Annotated in this window: 15 protein-coding genes; 6 read left to right on the top strand and 9 right to left on the bottom strand. The window is 73.4% G+C overall.

What is annotated here, in order from left to right; translation table 11 throughout:
* Window position 1 precedes the first annotated feature (1 nt).
* The gene (locus DEJ22_RS00515; protein ID WP_111227924.1) at window positions 2-3550 is read right to left on the bottom strand and encodes a proline dehydrogenase family protein; all 3549 of its coding nucleotides are present in this window, start codon (window positions 3548-3550) and stop codon (window positions 2-4) included.
* A gap of 119 nt (window positions 3551-3669) precedes the next feature.
* On the opposite strand from DEJ22_RS00515, the gene DEJ22_RS00510 reads away from it, so the two are divergent.
* Window positions 3670-4134, top strand: a complete 465-nt coding sequence (locus DEJ22_RS00510; RefSeq protein WP_111227923.1) for a MarR family winged helix-turn-helix transcriptional regulator — start codon at window positions 3670-3672, stop codon at window positions 4132-4134.
* 13 nt (window positions 4135-4147) lie between these two features.
* On the opposite strand, the gene DEJ22_RS00505 is transcribed toward DEJ22_RS00510, so the two are convergent.
* The 5 genes from DEJ22_RS00505 to DEJ22_RS00485 form a co-directional block, all read right to left on the bottom strand.
* A complete protein-coding gene (locus tag DEJ22_RS00505) occupies window positions 4148-5044 on the bottom strand; it encodes a serine hydrolase domain-containing protein (protein ID WP_258379691.1) in 897 nt (298 codons plus the stop codon).
* Between the two features lie 53 nt (window positions 5045-5097).
* Window positions 5098-5838 carry an anti-sigma factor gene (locus DEJ22_RS00500; protein ID WP_111227921.1) on the bottom strand — a complete coding sequence of 247 codons (741 nt, stop codon included), beginning with the start codon at window positions 5836-5838 and terminating at the stop codon, window positions 5098-5100.
* Entirely contained in the window at window positions 5835-6350 is a 516-nt protein-coding gene (locus DEJ22_RS00495; RefSeq protein WP_111227920.1) for a sigma-70 family RNA polymerase sigma factor, read from the bottom strand. The genes DEJ22_RS00500 and DEJ22_RS00495 overlap by 4 nt, the downstream gene beginning before the upstream one ends.
* A complete protein-coding gene (locus tag DEJ22_RS00490; RefSeq protein ID WP_111227919.1) occupies window positions 6347-7045 on the bottom strand; it encodes a YceI family protein in 699 nt (232 codons plus the stop codon). Before DEJ22_RS00490 ends, DEJ22_RS00495 begins: the two co-directional genes overlap by 4 nt.
* A gap of 99 nt (window positions 7046-7144) precedes the next feature.
* Window positions 7145-7828: an ABC transporter substrate-binding protein gene (locus DEJ22_RS00485; RefSeq protein ID WP_111228560.1), complete on the bottom strand. Its 684-nt coding sequence runs from the start codon at window positions 7826-7828 to the stop codon at window positions 7145-7147.
* 314 nt (window positions 7829-8142) lie between these two features.
* On the opposite strand from DEJ22_RS00485, the gene DEJ22_RS00480 reads away from it, so the two are divergent.
* Together DEJ22_RS00480 and DEJ22_RS00475 are read left to right on the top strand one after the other, a co-directional pair.
* Entirely contained in the window at window positions 8143-8328 is a 186-nt protein-coding gene (locus tag DEJ22_RS00480; protein WP_111228060.1) for a hypothetical protein, read from the top strand.
* A gap of 59 nt (window positions 8329-8387) precedes the next feature.
* On the top strand, window positions 8388-9245 hold the full coding sequence (locus tag DEJ22_RS00475) for an NAD-dependent epimerase/dehydratase family protein (protein ID WP_111228061.1): 858 nt from the start codon (window positions 8388-8390) through the stop codon (window positions 9243-9245).
* Window positions 9246-9306: 61 nt separating this feature from the next.
* Here DEJ22_RS00475 and DEJ22_RS00470 read toward each other — a convergent pair whose 3' ends face one another.
* The 3 genes from DEJ22_RS00470 to DEJ22_RS00460 all read right to left on the bottom strand — a co-directional run bounded on the left by DEJ22_RS00470 (window position 9307) and on the right by DEJ22_RS00460 (window position 12106).
* Window positions 9307-10773 (bottom strand): sugar porter family MFS transporter, encoded by a 1467-nt coding sequence (locus tag DEJ22_RS00470; protein WP_111228062.1) that lies wholly within the window; start codon window positions 10771-10773, stop codon window positions 9307-9309.
* Between the two features lie 170 nt (window positions 10774-10943).
* Window positions 10944-11132, bottom strand: a complete 189-nt coding sequence (locus tag DEJ22_RS00465; protein ID WP_058750533.1) for a hypothetical protein — start codon at window positions 11130-11132, stop codon at window positions 10944-10946.
* Window positions 11133-11197: 65 nt separating this feature from the next.
* On the bottom strand, window positions 11198-12106 hold the full coding sequence (locus DEJ22_RS00460) for a DNA-3-methyladenine glycosylase family protein (RefSeq protein WP_111228177.1): 909 nt from the start codon (window positions 12104-12106) through the stop codon (window positions 11198-11200).
* Between the two features lie 197 nt (window positions 12107-12303).
* Here DEJ22_RS00460 and DEJ22_RS00455 point away from each other — a divergent pair, with 197 nt between their 5' ends.
* The 3 genes from DEJ22_RS00455 (at window position 12304) to DEJ22_RS00445 (ending at window position 15270) form a co-directional block, all read left to right on the top strand.
* Window positions 12304-13332 carry a 6-phosphofructokinase gene (locus DEJ22_RS00455; RefSeq protein ID WP_111228063.1) on the top strand — a complete coding sequence of 343 codons (1029 nt, stop codon included), beginning with the start codon at window positions 12304-12306 and terminating at the stop codon, window positions 13330-13332.
* Between the two features lie 175 nt (window positions 13333-13507).
* The gene (locus DEJ22_RS00450; protein WP_111228064.1) at window positions 13508-14485 is read left to right on the top strand and encodes an MDR family oxidoreductase; all 978 of its coding nucleotides are present in this window, start codon (window positions 13508-13510) and stop codon (window positions 14483-14485) included.
* A 92-nt stretch (window positions 14486-14577) separates the two neighbouring features.
* A complete protein-coding gene (locus tag DEJ22_RS00445; RefSeq protein WP_111228065.1) occupies window positions 14578-15270 on the top strand; it encodes a GntR family transcriptional regulator in 693 nt (230 codons plus the stop codon).
* Window positions 15271-15298: the final 28 nt, after the last annotated feature.

The following is a 15298-nucleotide window of genomic DNA, read 5'->3' as shown; positions in this document are numbered from 1 at the left end:
CTCAGAGCCGCAGTCGGCTGAACGCGGCCGAGACGTCCCCGTGCCGGTGCGCGGTGACCGAGACGGTCTGCTCGCGGAGGAAGTGCAGCATCTCGACGATGCCGGACTCCACCACGGGGTCGTCGTGGATGGTCGTCTCGGTGCCGGCACCCAGGGCGGCCTCGAGCGCGCGCGGGTCGCCACCGAGCAGCCGGATCCGGGAACCCGGACCGCCGAAGTCCGTGTGCCGCCGTGGCTCCGCCCCCTGCGCGAGCACCAGGTCGATGGGGTCGAGCTCGCGCTCCACGCCGTCCGACCAGTCGTCCTGCAGCAGGGCGCCCGACGCCGCGCGCGCCAGGAAGGCCGCGTCGTCCTCGACCACCTGGTCCACCACGTCGAGCGGTGAGCGCGCCGAGGAGAACAGCGGCAGGAGCTCGGCGGGCAGCGGCCGCGCGGTGCTGAGGAGCACGTGCGCTCGGGCCGCGGTCGCCGCCACGAGCACGCGGACGAGCTCGCCGGCGCCGACCCCGGAGGACTGCCGGACGACCACCGACTGCGGTCGGAACCGGATGACGTTGCGCTCGACGACCAGGTCCGCGGTGTCCCGCGATCGTCCGTACAGCGACGCACGCGCGGCGGCGTCGCTCTCGGCACCGGCACGGACGTGGTCGAACTCCTCGAAGGACAGGCCCGCGCGCGCCGCTTCGATGACCGCGGTGACCCGGTTGCCGAGTCCCTGGAGCTGGACGCTGCGGTGCGGTCGGCGCTGCACGGGGTCCCAGCGGTCGGCACCGACGACGGTCAGCGGGCCGCCGCGGTGGACGGTGGGCCCCACGGCGGTCCCCCGCCACCCACCGACGGGCTGCCGTCCGGGGCGGGCACCGGTGGTCGGGCGGTTCACGACGAGCAGCCCTGCCCGGGTGCGGTCGGACCAGGTCGCGACCTCGTCGGGGTCGAGGGTGTGGAGGGCGGCGACCGACCCGCCGTCCGCTGCGTGCTGCAACGCGATCGCCTCGTCGAGGGTCTCGACGCGGACGACGTCCAGCACGGGGGCCGGCACGGCCGTCCGTGCGAGGTCGGCGGTGGGCCGGACCCCCTCGCGCACACCGGGCGACCAGAGTCGACCGCTGTCGTCGAGCGCGACGGGTTCGACGAGCCACGACTCCCCCGGCCGCAGCTCGGTCAGCGCGGTGCGCACGGCGTTGGTCGGTTCGGCGACGAGCGGCCCGACCTGTGCGGTGGGGTCGGTCGGCCACGCGGTGCGCAGCCCGCGGACGGCGTCGGTGAGCTGCTCGCGGAAGCGTGCGCTCTCGCCGACGGACCCGACGAGCACCAGGAGCGACACCGACGCCGCGGCCTGCCCGGCGCGGGCGAAGGCGGACGCGACGACGTCCTGCACGGCCTGGTCGAGGTCCGCCGCCGGGGTGACCACGGCGGTGACGACACCGGAGAGCTCCGCGACGAGCGGCAGGTCGGCCCGCCACCACCGGAACGAGCGGGCGGTCTCCGGCGCCCCGGTCAGCACGACCCGGTCGACCGCCGGGTGCGCCACCAGGTCACGCGCGAGGTCGCTGCCGTCGAGGTCGACGAGCTGCAGCAGCGAGTGCGGCACCCCGGCGTCCCACAGCACGTCGGCGAACACCGCGACCGTGCGGCGTGCTGCCGTGGCGGGGTGCAGCACGACGCCGCTGCCCGCGGCGAGCGCCGTGAGCACCCCGTCCGCGGCGTCGACGAGCGGTGCGCTCCACGACGGCACGACGACGGTGAGCCGTGGCGGGACCGGGACCGCACCGGCGATGTCCTCGAGGTGCCGTGCGCGGTCGGCGGCGTGCGCGGCGGTGTCGACCGCGCGGCTGACCTCGCCGTCGGCCTCGGTCAGGGTGGAACCGATCTCGGCGACCATGGTCTCGACGAGGGCACCGCGGTGGGTCTCGAGCGCGTGGGCGATGAGGTCGAAGAGCTCGGCGCGGTCGTCCGGGTCCTGCCGACCCCAGTTCACGCCGGCCTGCGCGGTCCGCGCGACCAGGCGCTCGAGGCGCCCCCGGTCGGTGATCCGCGCGCCGCGGATCGTCCGCACACCGCGTTGCGAGCCGGGGACGCGACCGAGCACCTCGGCGGCCCAGGCACGGTTGCCGGGGGTCGACGGGTCGGTGTCGGTCGTGTTCCCGGAGCGTCCGGGCAGCACCGGGTCGCCCGGTGGCCGCCGTCGGTCCTGCGTCCGCGTCGAGGTGGGTGCCGGTCGGACGAGGGCCGCGACGGCGTCGACGTGCGCGGCGGCCGCGCGCTCCGCGACCCCCGGGTCGTCGACGGCGGTGGTCGTCGCGACGGCGCTCTGCGGGTCGGCGATGTCGCGCAGACGACCGGCGAGGAACGGCACGGCGGCGTCGAACTCGTCCGGCCGGACGAGCGGCACGCCCACGACGACCCGACCGAACGCCCGGCGGAGGGCGTCCGCGTACCGCGTGGTGCCGAGCAGCAGCTCGGGCTCGACGGCGTCCGTCACCCCGCGCCGTTCGGCGAGGACGTGCGCGGTGGCGAGGGCGAAGACGTCGTGCGTGGCGACCCCGACGTGCACGGCGTCCGTCCGCTCCGGGTCGAGCGCCGTGTCGAGGAGCCGGAGGAAGGCGGTGTCGGTCGTCAGCCGGTCCGCGCTGACGGCGAGCGGTCGGCTGTGCAGCACGGCCTCGATCCGCTCGGTGGCGAGGAGCGTCCCCTTGGTGATGCGGACACGGACGGGTGCCCGGCCGGCCGCCCGGCGGTCCTGCGCCCAGGCGGTCAGATCGTCGAGGACGTCGAGCGACTCCGGCAGCTCCGCGGGCAGCGTGACCCCCGCCGTCAGCGCCGCGGTGCCGTCGTCGTCGAGCAGGGCACGGAGCACGGCGACCGTGCGCTCGAGGTCACCGGACCGGCCGGACTGCAGGGTGACCACGGGCGGGTTCGGGCGCCCGGCCGCGGTGCGGAAGAGCGGGGCGAGGTGCTCCACCGCGTCGGCCACGGCGGCGTCGAGGTCCCAGCGCGACGTCGGCGGCAGGACCGCGTCGAGGTCGACGGTGACGGCCGCCACGTCCTGGCGCAGCAGCTCGTCGATCGCGGCGAGGCGCCGGTCGCGGCCGGCCGGACCGAGCACGGCGGGACCGAGCAGGTGGACGTCGAGCCGGGTGTCCGGTCCGCCGACCTTCGCGAGTGCGGCCGGTGTCCGTGCCGGGGTGGCGTCCACGACGAGGTGCCCCGCAAGACGCCGGAGCACCTTCCGTGCCGACGGCACGACCGCCCACGGCGCCATGGTCGCGAAACCGCCGCCGACCGTGACCGCGCCACGGAGGTACCAGGCGAGGTCGTCCGGCACCGCACGGCTCGCCCGCTCGAGGTTCCTGGCGACGACCCGCGGGTCCTCGGGTCGGACGACGACGTCGACGAACTCCCGCGCGAAGTCGGCCCCGCGCCGGTCCGCGAGCAGTTGTGCCAGGCGTGCCGCCGCCGGCTCGACCTTCGCCCCGCGGGCGGCGTCGATCCACCCCTGCGCCAGTCCGACCGCGTCGTCGGTGCAGTCTCGGAGGTGCGGGGTCGGCATGGACTGATCGTATTCCGGCCCCCCGACGTGACCTCTGAGCGCGCCGTGTGCCGCCGTGGAGTCAGCCGAGCGGATGATCCCGGTGCTCCGGACACCACCTGCTGGTTACGCTGGCGGGCATGGCGGAGCAGGGCGGCGACGGGCACGACTGGGCGACGTGGGACGCGTTCCACGACGTCTGGCGTCGACTCGACCGGGCGCTCGACCACGCCGTGCAGGAGGGGGCGGGCATCTCGATCCCGGAGTTCGAGATCCTGATCGGCCTGCACCGCGACCCGGACCACCGGTTGCGCGTCCGTGACGTCGCAGCGGGCATCGGTTGGGAGAAGTCGCGTGTCAGCCACCAGGTCACCCGCATGGTCGCCCGCGGACTCGTCGCGCGGGCCGACTGCCCGACCGACGGCCGCGGCAGCTGGGTGACGATGACCGCCGACGGACGGCGCGCGGTGCTCGCCGGCATCCGCGCCCACACCGCGGCACTCGAGCAGCTGTTCTGGAGGCCCGTGGGGGCCGACGCCGACGCCCTGCGGTCCGTCTCGCACCGCGTCCTCGACGCGCTCGGCCCGGCCGTTCCCGAGGAGTGACCGACGGCCCCGGTCAGGTGACCGTGCGGGCGACCGGCTCGAGGTCGGCCAGCACCCGAGCGACCGCCGCCGCGGTCGCATCGGCACGCTCGTGGTCGTCGGCGGTGATCGTCACCACCGCGTCGGCGACGGGATCGAGGAGCACGAGCTGCCCGTACGCCCCGTGCAGGCGCCAGAGCCGCCCGGGTCCGCCCCACCCGGCCAGGGCGTAGCGGTCGTACGCGGGGGACGACCCCGCCACCACCGGGTCGCCGTGCATCGCGTCGACGAGCCCCGCGGGGACGAGCTGACGGCCGTCAACGTCCCCGCGGTCCCGCAGCAGGCGGCCGATCCGCGCGACCTCGGCGGTGCGGAGCCACAGACCGGCGCCGGCGACGACGTACCCGAGCGGACAGCGGTCCCAGACGACGTCCGTGATGCCGAGCGGCGTGAACAGGCGGTCCTGCACGTACGCGCCGACGTCACCGACCCGCGCGGCCAGGGCTCGTGCTGCGGTGTACGTGCTCGCGTTCGCGTACCGGAAGGACCTGCCGACGGTCGGGCGACCGAGGAACTCCCGTGCCAGGTCCGGCCAGTCCGTCGTCTCGGTCGGCGACCACGGCATGTCGATGCCACTCGTCATCGTGAGCAGGTGGCGGAGGGTCACGGCCGGCACGCCCGGTCCGAGCGTGACGTCGGGCAGCAGCGTGCCGACCGGCTCGTCGAGCGAGAGCACCCCGTCGTGCTCGGCGATCCCCACGGCCAGGACGACGACGCCCTTGGCGACCGAGTGCACGTCGCGCCGCACGTCCGGGGACCAGTGGTGCTCCGCCGTGTCGTCGCCGACCAGGACGTGGAGGCCGTGCGCACGGAACCCCGACCGCTCGACCTCGTGCACGACGGCGTCCCGGACCTGCCCAGCGGTGTTCACCCGTCCATCATCCCGGGCGTCCGGCACCATCGGGCCGTGTCGGCGGCCGGGCGTCAGAGGTCCGCACTGGCGAGGGAGCCCTGCTCGCCCCGCAGTCGGACCTGCACCGCGGCGATGTCGCCGCGGGGGATGTCCGTCGACGCCGACAGCCCGCGGGCCTCGGCCCCGGCGGCCGACCACGACGCGACGGTCTGCACGGTGCCGTCGGTCCGGACCACCACGAGGTCGTACATGACCGAGCCGTCCGCCGACCACTCCTTGCCGCCGTAGGAGCACCCCCAGTCGAAGCGCGTGCCCCACTGCTCGCCGCTCACGGCCAGGTCGACGTCGAGGCCCTGCGACCCGGTCATCGTGTAGCGGTCGCCTGCGTCGGAGGTCGTCGGTGCGGACGTCGTCGGCGCGCCACCGGCCTGCACGGTGCCAGCGCGGTCACCGGCCGTGCCGACGGCGAGCCCGCCGAGCACGGCGGCGACGACCGCCAGGCCCGCGGTCACGGCGACCCATGCACGACGCCGACGCCGACGGTGCCGGACGCGGTGCGCGACCGAGGCGAGCGAGCTCTCGGAACGCGTGTCGGGCCTCCCGTCCGGTTCCGCGATCTCGATCGCCTGGTCGGCGGGGAGCTTCGCGAGCAGGCCGGGCAGACCGACGAGCTCGGCCACCGCCGCCGTGCAGCGTGCGCACGTCTCGAGGTGCCGCTCGTACTCGAGCCGTTCGTCGGGCGGCAACGAGCCGAGGACGTACGCGGCGTCCCACTCGGCGTACCGGTCGTGCGCGGTCGGGTCCACGCTCATCGGGTCACTCCTCGTTCCTGCAGTGCGAGCCGGAGGGCCCGCAGTCCGTAGTGCAACCGCGACTTCGCGGTGCCCTCGGGGATGTCGTGTCGTCGTGCGATCTCCGGCACGGTGTGGCCGAGCCAGTAGGCGTCCACCACCACGCGGCGGTGCTCCGGACTGAGTGATGCGAGCGCGTCCGCGACGACGATCCGGTCGAGCACGGCGTCGGTGCGGTCGGCCTCGGCGCGGTCCACGGGGTGTTCGGACCCGTGCTCTCGGCGGTTGCGGGCGGACCGGGCGTCGTCGACGACCAGGTTGCGCGCGACCGTGAACAGCCACGCCCGTGCGCTGTCCGGAGCCCGTTCGAGCACCGCGGGACGCTGCCAGGCGCGGACCATGGTCTCCTGCACGACGTCCTCGACGGTCGAGCCGTCCCGCGTCAGGTGCCGGACGTACCGGGTGAGCGCGTCGCCGTGCTCGCGGTACAGCGTCGCCAGCAGCTCGTCGGCGGAACGGCTCGTCACGGTCACTTCGCCAGGTCGAGGGAGAACTCGACGGAGCCCTTCCCGTCCACGGTGACGAAGCCGAGCGAGGGAGCCTCGACCCCGTAGTCGGCGAAGGTGATCGGGACCGAGCCGACGACCTGGACGCCGCCGTCCTCGGTCACCGCGACCTGCGCGTCGGCCGTGACGGGCTTCTGGACGCCGTGCAGGTCCATGGTGCCCGTGAGCGTGACGTCCTGCGTGCTGCCGTCGAGGGCCGCGGAGACGTCGACGGGCTCGGTGAGCGCGAACGTCGCCGTCGGGTACCGGTCGGTCTGCAGGGCCTTCGTCCGGAAGTACTCGTCGCGCGCGGACTCGGGTGTGGTGATGGACGCGACCTGCACCGTGACGGTCGCCTTCGTGAGCGAACCGCCGTCGACGGTCGCCGTACCTTCCACGTCCTTCGTCCGACCGACCACGTTCACATCATTCCCCTGCAGGACCTCGTGCACGCGGTACCCGGCGTACGAACTGCTCGTGCTCGTCCAGGTGCCGTCGGCCTGCTGGGCGTCGAGCGTCCCACCGGAACCGGACGGGGCGGCGGCCAGCGAGGGGGCGGCGGCGGCCTGGCCGTTGACCGTGTTCGCGTAGATGACCGGGCCGGCGATGACGGCGGCGGCGCCGATGACGACGACACCGGTGGCGATGCCGATGATGACCTTCGTGCGTGTGCGGAGTCCCATGCCCTGACGACGAGACAGGGGGCCGGATCGTTCACCCGTGGACGCGCGGAAGGCGCCGTCCCCGTGGTGAGGGGGCGGCGCCTTCGCGTTGTGGGGGTGTTACTTGATCTGGGCGGTGATGGTGGCGGTGCCGACGAGCATGCCGCGCTTGACGGCGTCCGTGCTGAAGGTCTTGTTCAGCAGGTCGGCTGCGTCCTGGCTGATGTGGACGGTGGTGCCGGTCAGGACCGCGTTGTCACCCTCGAGCTGGAGCGGCTTGAGCGTGCCACCCCAGAGCTCGAACAGGTACGCGTTCGACGCGGCGACCTCACCGTTGACCAGGACGTCACCGTAGAGCTTGGACGAGCCCGGGTTCACGACGAAGTTCTCCAGCGTCACCGTGGTGTCACCGGCCTTCAGGGTCAGACCCGAGTCGTCGTGGTTCAGCAGGCCCTGCACGTAGGGGCGGTAGTCGCCGTCCGGGCTCCAGTACGTGACCGAGCCGGCGGTGATCGGGAACGACACCGAACCGTCCTCGAGCTTGGCGTTGCCGGACACACCCGGGGTCAGGCCCAGGGAGGTCAGGGCGTCGGTGAAGCCCTTGTCGAGCGCGACGGCGGTGTTGCCACCCTTGACCTCGGGGACCGAAGCGACCGGGGCGGGGATCTTCGACTCCGACGACGACGACACCGTCTGCACGTTCGGGGTCGCAGCGTTCGCGGAGCTGATGCCGAACGCGGCACCACCCAGGACGAGGGCGCCGGTGGTGGCGAGGGTGATCGAGGTCTTCATGGACTTGCGCATGATGGGTTCCTTCCGTTGTCGCGCTCGGCGCGATTCCCTGTGTGCGCGCCGAACACACCCCGTACAGGGGTGGAGAACCAGCTACCTGCGGCTGGTGAGCGCTCCGGGTGTTTCCCGGTTGATGCAAGGGATTCGACACCCTCCGCCGAAGGGTTTGGACGAGTTCGGTGTCGTTACCGTTCTGTGACAAACCCGGGGGACGAGGGGCTCCCGCATCGAGGTGTCCGTGGCCGCCAGAGCAGCGGGACCCCGGAACGGCGGGGGACGCGACCGGCCGGAACGTCACGGAGGCGGAACCGCGTAGCGTCCACACCATGAGTGACCAGCAGAACCAGAACAGCCCGACCGACGGCTCCACGGACGCCCCGGAGAGCGAGTTCCAGCGCACCGAGGACCTGCCCGACGGCTCGTCGACCGGCAACGCGACCGAGGACCCGCAGCAGGACAGCGACGTCGACTCCGGCGGCGAGCCCGAGTCGCCCGACAACGAGCAGGTCTGACCGCCGCGGCCCGGGCACCCGCTCGGGCCGCTCCGACCAGCACCTGACAAGCTCGGAGCATGCAGCACCACTCCCCCGTCGTCATCGCCGGATGCGGCGACCTCGGCACCGAGGCGGCCCTGCGCTTCGCGGCGCTCGGCCACCCGGTGACCGGACTCCGTCGTCGCGCCGAGCTGGTCCCGCCCCCGATCACCGGTCGGAGCATCGACCTCCGACGCGAGGTCCCCACCATCGACCCGGACACGGGCGTGGTCGTGGTGGCCTTCGCCGCCGGGTCCCGTGACGTCGACGAGTACCGCGCGACCTACGTCGACGGCCTGCGGAACGTCCTCGACGGCATCGACGCGTCCGGCGCCTCGCCGCGGGTCATCGTCGTGTCCTCGACCGCGGTGTACGACGTCGAGGACGGCAGCGAAGTGACGGAGGACACCCCGGCCCGGGCGAGCACCCCCACCGCCGGTGTCCTCATCGAGGCCGAGGCGCTGCTGCGCGAGCGGGCGCCCGAGGCCGTGCTCGTCCGGCTGTCGGGCATCTACGGACCCGGGCGCGAGCGACTGATCGACCAGGTCCGCTCCGGGCAGGCACGGCTGTCGTCCGGCACCTCGCCGCACACGAACCGCATCCACCGCGACGACGCTGCCGCCGCGCTCGTCCACCTGGCCGGCGTGGACGACCCCGCGCCGACGTACCTCGGCACCGACGACGAACCGGTCCGGCTCGACGACGTCCTGACGTTCCTGGCGGACGAACTCGGCGTCGAGCAGCCGCCGAGCGCCGAGCCGGAGGGGCGCCAGGCCGGCGGCGACAAGCGGCTCTCGAACGCTCTGCTCCGCTCGACCGGGTGGGAGCCGCGCTACCCGACGTTCCGCGAGGGCTACCGCGCCGTGCTGGCCGGCGAGGGCACCCGGCACCCGTAGGAACGTGCAGACCGAGACGGACGGGAGGCGCGTGGCGGGTCCGCCACGCGCCTCCCGTCCGTCAGCTCGTCACGCCCCGACGCGACCGGTGCGGCAGGAAGGTCTCGTCGCGCAGCGACTGCTCGATCTGCTCGAGCGACCGGCCCTTCGTCTCCGGCACGCGCAGGAACACCAGCACCCACCCGAGGACGTTGAGCGCCGCGTACACGAGCATCGTCCCGCCGAGGCCGATCCACCCGGTCAGGGTGAGCGCGGTGGAGGTGACGAGCAGGTTCGCACTCCAGAGCACCATGGCGTGCAGGCTCGTCGCGGCGGCTCGGATGCGCAGCGGGTACATCTCCGAGCCGACCAGCCACCCGACGACCTGGATGCCCCCGGCCTGGAAGAACATGAAGGCCAGGATGAGCGCGATCGTGAGCACCGGTGACGGCTTCCCACCGGTCAGGAAGAACGACACCCCGAACAGGCCGATGCTCACGGCCGCTCCGGGCAGCATCACGAGCGTGAGCCGACGGCGGCCGATGCGGTCGACCAGGCGCGAGCCGACGAACGTCATCACCAGGTACACGACGCCGACGCCGACGTTGGCCCAGAGCGAGTACTCGTGCGGGAAGCCGGCGTCGGTGAGGATCGTCGGCGTGTAGTAGATCATCATCTCGAGCCCGGTCAGCTGCGTGAACGCGGCGACGATCAATCCCGCGACCAAGGCCGGACGGACCCACGGCTTCCGGAGCTGCGTCCACTGGCCGGCGCCGGAGGACGGTTCGGCGTCGTCGAGCTCCCGGATCTCGTCGAGCTCGTCCTCCGCCGCACGCTGGTCGGGCCGCAACCACCGCAGGACCCGACGTGCGGGTCCGATGCGGTCCTGCGAGACGAACCAGCGGGGACTCTCCGGCAGCTTGAGCATGCCGAGCAGCAGGACGATCGCGGGCGCCGCGGCCACACCGATCATGAAGCGCCAGGACACCACGCCGTTCAGGGTGACCCCGACCACGGCGGCGGACAGGATGCCGACGCCGATCGCGCAGTTGAAGACCGTGACCAGGCTGCCGCGGCGGGGACCCGGCGCGATCTCCGCGATGTAGGTCGGGATGGTCTGCGTCGAACCACCGACGGCGAGCCCGAGGAAGAGCCGGCTGAGCACGAGGAACACCGGACTCGGGGACACCGCGGCGAACAGCACGCCGAGTCCGAACACGGCGGCGATGAGCAGGATCGTGCGACGCCGCCCGATGCGTGCCGACACGGGCCCCGTGAGGAAGGCGCCGAGGATCGCGCCGACCAGGATCGACGCGGTGATGAACTCCTTGACCGTCGCGTCGATCGAGAACTCCTTGCCGATCTCGATGAGCGTGCCGGAGATCACCCCGGTGTCGTAGCCGTACAGCAGGCCGCCGATCGCGGCCACGAACGCCACCCGGGTGACGTGCCGCTTCGTGCGGCGCTCGGTCTCGGTCCGCCCGGTGTCCTCCGGGATGGGCGCCGGGACGCCCGGTACGCGGTCGTCGTCGGTCGTGGTGCTCGTCATGCGGGTCCTCCCCCGGCCGGGTCGGTCCCGCGCCGCGCGTCACGGTAGGCGGGGGTCGACGAGCGACGACGGAGGATGTGCGGGTCGCGAGGCGTGCACGCGACGGACGGGAGGCACGTGGCGGCTCCGCCACGCGCCTCCCGTCCGCCAGGTGGCCGCCTCAGCGACGCTCAGTGCTCGTCGTAGTGGTCCTCGTGACGGGCGTGACGGTGGCCGTCGTGGACGAAGTCGACGTGGTCGCCGTGCTCGACGGTCTCGTGCTCGCCGCCGTCCTGCTCGTGGTCGTGGTCGGCGACGTCGTGCTCGGCGACGCGGTGCTCCTCGGCCTCGGCGGCGGGGGTGGTGTTCGGGTCCGACATGGTTCCTCCTTCGTGAGATCGGTTCTCACCTGGAGCCTACGTCGCCGACCTCGGCCTGTCCGGGGTCAGTGCCAGCGGTGGTCCTGGATCGTCATCCGCGGCCCGAACGCCGGCTTCCGGAAGCCCGAGCCCCCGATCAGTCGCACGACCCGTTCCCGGTGCCCGCGCCAGGGCTCGAGCAGCTCGAGCATCCCGTCGTCGTCCACCGGGCCACCCGTCAGCGCCCACCCGACGAGGGCCGGCACGTGGTAGTCCCCGACGCTCGGCGAGTCCGGGTCCCCGTGCGCACGCTGCGCCGTCTCCGCCGCGGTCCACTGCCCGATCCCCGGGACCGACCGGAGCCGCTGCGACACGACCTCGCCACCGCGACCGAGCGCCAGCGTCCGCTCGAGCGCGGGCGCGACCTTCACCGCCCGCATCACCGTCGCCGAGCGCCCGGGTTCGATGCCCGCCTTGTGCCACTCCCAGCTCGGGATCCGCGCCCACTGCTCCGGGGCCGGCGGGACGAACATCTCCACGGGCACCGGGCCGGGCGCCGGCTCACCGAAGCGTCGCAGCAGGTACCGCCACGCGCGCCACGCCTGCCGCGAGGTCACCTTCTGCTCCATGATCGCCGGCACGAGCATCGCCACGACGGTGTTCGTCCGGAGCAGCCGTAACCCCGGCTGGCGGTGTCGCGCCTCGGCCAGGAAGGCATGCGTGGTCACGTCGAGCTCGGACCAGTCGTCGCCGCGCCCGAGCAGGTCGGGAGCATGGGTCACCGCCCAGGCGGCGCCGGAACCCCACGCGGAGACCGCGATCGCGTCGCTGCCCGCCCGACGCACGAGCACCGAGGCGGCCCCGGCCGGCGTGCGCAGCGCGAGCCACGTGTCGGACCCGACCACCTGGAAGGCGGGGTCACCGGAGCCGCGCTGCAGGGGCCGCAGGGTCGCGCGGACGTCGACCGCGCCTCCCGGCCGGTACACGGTGTCCACCCGGGCGGCCGCAGCGGTCCCGCCGGACGCAGCAGCCGGTCGTCCGGTCGCGACGCCCCGGTGGCCGGTCGCGCCCCGTCGACGACCGGCCGGGCCGGGTGCGACGGAGGAGGGCAGGGACACACGGGGATGGTAATGCCACACCACCGTCAGACATGATGGGGAGGTCCCCGCAACCCGACGACGTTGGAGTCTCCGTGCGCATCGGCATCCTCACCTCCGGAGGCGACTGCCCCGGCCTCAACGCGGTCATCCGCGGCATCGTGCTCAAGGGCATCGCGATCCACGGCCACGAGTTCGTCGGGTTCCGCGACGGGTGGCGGGGGGTCGTCGACGGGGACATCGTGCCCCTCGGCCGCAAGGACATCCAGGGCATCGCGAAGCAGGGCGGCACGATCCTCGGCACGAGCCGCACGAACCCCTTCGAGGGGCCGAACGGCGGCGTCGAGAACATCACGAAGACCCTCGAACGGCACGGCATCGACGCCATCGTCGCGATCGGCGGCGAGGGCACCCTGGCCGCGGCGAAGCGCCTCACCGACGCCGGCCTGAAGATCGTCGGCGTCCCCAAGACCGTCGACAACGACCTCGGCGCCACCGACTACACGTTCGGCTTCGACACCGCCGTCGCGATCGCGACCGAGGCGATGGACCGCCTCCGCACCACCGGTGAGTCCCACTCGCGCTGCATGGTCGCCGAGGTCATGGGCCGGCACGTGGGCTGGATCGCCCTGCACTCCGGCATGGCCGCGGGTGCGCACGCGATCCTCATCCCCGAGCAGAAGACGAGCATGGAGCAGATCGCGGCCTGGGTGCGCGCCGCGTACGACCGGGGGCGGGCGCCGCTCGTCGTCGTGGCCGAGGGCTTCGTCCCCGACCACGAGGACAACGCGCACACCGAGCGGGGCCTCGACGCCTTCGGTCGGCCCCGTCTGGGCGGCATCGGCGAGCGCCTGGCGCCGCTCATCGAGGAGATGACGGGCATCGAGACCCGCGCCACCACGCTCGGTCACATCCAGCGCGGCGGCACCCCGACCGCGTACGACCGGGTGCTCTCGACGCGGCTCGGGCTGGCGGCGATCGACTCCGTGGTCGAGGGGCGCTGGGGCCGGATGGTGGCGCTCAAGGGCACGGAGATCGTGCACGTGTCGTTCGAGGACGCCCTCGGTGAGCTGAAGACGGTGCCGCAGGCGCGGTACGACGAAGCCGCCATCATGTTCGGCTGAGTGCCGCAGGCGCGGGCGCGACGCCGGGTGCGCCCGGTCGATCCGGGCGTGCCTGGTCGCAACGGGCGTACCTGGTCCTCCGGACGCATCAGGTACGCCCGGTTCCGCCGGGCATCGCACCCGTTCTGGGAACGAACGAGCGCCCGGCCGGGAGGCACGGGGTAGCGTCCGACGCATGACGCGCGCAGTCCTCGTCTCCCGTTCCACCCCGGCCGCGATCACGCAGGTCGACGTGCCCGACCCCGCCGAGGGCGAGGCCTGCGTCGACGTCACGTACTCCAGCGTGAACTACAAGGACGGCCTCGCCCTCGCCGGCAACCCGGGTGTCGCCCGGGTCGACCCCCTCGTCCCCGGCATCGACGTCGTGGGGACGGTCTCGGCGCTCGGCCCCGGCGTGCACGACGTCGCGATCGGTGACCGGGTGGTGTGCAACGGCGCCGGTCTCGGCGAGACGCGGCACGGCGGCTGGGCGCAGCGGGCGATCGTGCCGAGCGGCTCCCTCGTCGTGCTGCCGGACACGCTCGAGGACTCCTTCGCCGCGGCGATCGGCACCGCCGGGTTCACCGCGATGCTGTCCGTGCTCGCCCTCGAGCGGACGGTGACGCCCGACGACGGTCCCGTGCTGGTGACCGGCGCCTCGGGCGGGGTCGGCACGATCGCCATCGCCCTGCTCGCCGCGCGCGGGTACCGCGTCACGGCGTCGACCGGTCGCACCGCCAACGCCGCGTCGCTCCGGGCGCTCGGAGCGTCCGAGGTGGTCGACCGCTCGACCCTCGCCGAGCTCGGCAAGCCACTGCAGCGCGCGACCTGGGCGGGCGCGGTCGACAGCGTCGGCGGGGCCACGCTCGCGAACGTGCTCGCCGCGACGAAGTGGGGCGGGGCGGTCACCGCGTGCGGCCTGGCGCAGGACTCCTCCCTTCCGACGTCGGTCATGCCGTTCATCCTCCGCGCGGTCTCCCTGCTGGGCATCAACTCGGTCGAGGCACCCCTGCCGCTCCGTCAGCGGGCGTGGGACCGGCTCGCGACCGACCTCGACCCGGCCCTCGTCGCCGACGTGACGCGGACGGTCGACCTCGAGCACGCGATCGCGGTCGGTGCGGACGTGGTGGCCGGCCGGGTGCACGGGCGGACGGTGGTCGACGTCCGGCGCTGACGCCGATCCTCCTGTCGGGTGATTTCCCAAACGCTTGCGATCTGACACGCTAGGTTTGGCACACGGAACACCCGAACCTGTGAGGAGCAGCCATGCCGGTACCCAAGTCGTCGGTGGATTCGTCCCCCCGGAAGCTCCTGCGGGACGTCGTGCTCGAGAAGATGCTCGCCGCGATCCAGGACGGCACGCTGCAGGCCGGTGAACGCCTCAACGACGACGAGCTCGTCGCGTGGCTCGGCGTCAGTCGGACCCCGATCCGCGAGGCCATCGCGAAGCTCGTCGACTTCGGGCTCGTCGAGATGGAGGCGAACCGCTACACCCGCGTCGCGTCGCCCACGCGCGAGCAGTACGACGACGCGTTCCAGCTGCTCTTCGGCTTCGCCGAGCTCGCCGCCCGGTGGGCCGTGCCGAACCTCGACGACGCCGCCGTCAAGCAGCTCGGCAAGCTCCTCGACCAGGCCCGCAAGCACGCCGACGCCGAGGACCGCTCGCTGAACGACGACATCGACGCGCTCATCGCCTTCCTCGTCGCCCACTCCGGCAACGAGCTACTGGTGAAGACCTCCGAGGGCATCCTCAACCGCGCCAAGTTCGTGCGGATCGGCCAGCCGGAGTTCGTGTTCTGGGACGTCAAGCACGGCCTCGACTCCTTCCACGCCGCGGCGAAGGGCCGCGACGGCGAGGCTGCCGGCGCCGTGATCCGCAGCATGTCGCGCGCCATGGCCGAGCACCTGGCGGAGATGCGCACCGCGCACGCGGACGCCGACGCGACCGCGGACGCCTGACACCGACGGGGCGGGACACTCGCCCGGG

This window comes from Curtobacterium sp. MCSS17_007 (assembly GCF_003234175.2).
Lineage (GTDB): Bacteria > Actinomycetota > Actinomycetes > Actinomycetales > Microbacteriaceae > Curtobacterium.
Note: the sequence above shows the minus strand (reverse complement) of the source record. Positions and strands in the feature narration are given on the sequence as shown.